The sequence below is a fragment of the Treponema sp. R6D11 genome, from assembly GCF_054786075.1.
The window spans coordinates 1-1136 of the sequence record NZ_BDHD01000406.1; the positions used below are offsets into that span (position 1 = coordinate 1).

Annotated in this window: 2 protein-coding genes; one reads left to right on the top strand and one right to left on the bottom strand. The window is 46.0% G+C overall.

Features of this window, described 5'->3' with window-relative positions; genetic code table 11:
* Positions 1 to 504, top strand: a 504-nt coding sequence (locus tag ACYVTD_RS13540) for a sensor histidine kinase (protein WP_461248262.1), incomplete at its 5' end; no start/stop codon positions are given.
* On the opposite strand, the gene ACYVTD_RS13545 is transcribed toward ACYVTD_RS13540, so the two are convergent.
* A partial coding sequence (locus ACYVTD_RS13545; RefSeq protein ID WP_461248263.1) for an FKBP-type peptidyl-prolyl cis-trans isomerase occupies positions 497 to 1136 on the bottom strand: 640 nt, incomplete at its 5' end. The two genes, ACYVTD_RS13540 and ACYVTD_RS13545, sit on opposite strands and share 8 nt — an antisense overlap.

Here is a 1136-nt window from a genome sequence, read left to right on the forward strand (position 1 = left end):
CTTTTAATTCTTGCCGATTTGGAAAACGGTTCGATTAACGTACGCGAGGTTGAAGAGTTAACGGTATCTTCCCTGATAGACGAAGCGGTTTCTTCCGTCGAGTCGCAGGCGAAAAGAAAACAAATAGAGATCAGTGTCGATTGCCCCGCCGAATTAAAGGCGAAACTTTACGGCTCTTTTATAATACAGGCGCTGATTAACCTTATAGACAACGCGGTTAAATATTCGCAGGAAAAATCTAAAGTTTGGGTTAAGGCGCGGATAGAGGGAAAAGAACTTTTATTGGAAGTGCGCGATAAGGGAATAGGGATTCCAAGCGAACATAAGGAACGAATATTTGAAAGATTTTACCGTGTTGACCGTTCAAGAAGCAGGGATGCGGGAGGCACGGGGCTTGGGCTTTCCATCGTCCGTCATATCGCCCTACTTCACAAGGGGACTGCCGAAGTGGAAAGCCGCGCCGGCGAAGGTTCAACTTTCAGGATAAGAATCCCTCTTAATTAAGACCTTCCGTAATTTCGAGTAACTCTACCGTAAAGATCAATGTCGAGTACGGCGGAATAATCGACTGGATTCCTTCTTTCCCGTAAGCCAGCTCCGACGGAATGTAGAAGCGGTATTTGCTTCCTACGCTCATCAGCATAAGGCCTTCCGTCCAGCCGCTTATTACCATCTCTAGCGGGATATAAGCGCCGTCGTCTTCGTTGGAACTGTCAAAAGGAGTTCCGTCCAAGAATGTGCCTATGTAATAAACCCTTACTATGGATTTTTCTGTCGGTTTTTCCCCGTCCGTTTCGGTAATGATTTCGTACTGGAGACCGGAGGGGGTAGTTTTAATTTCAGGGCGCTGGCTGTTCTGCGCTAGAAATTCAATTTCGCGTTTTTGGTTTTCTCCCGCCGTTTTATCCATTGACCTTTGAATGGCGGTCTCGACAATCTCCATCGCTTCCTGTTCGCTGAACTGGAGTTCAAGGTTTTCCAATACCGCTTTTACGCCGTCGGAAAAAGCCTGATAATCAAATTCTATATCAACGGACTTCAGGTTGGAAGCCATTAACATTCCGAAAGCGTAACTGGCTTTGACTTTATCATCTGAGTTTTTGTAATCTTCTTGAATCGCCTTCGCGTGCAAAGAC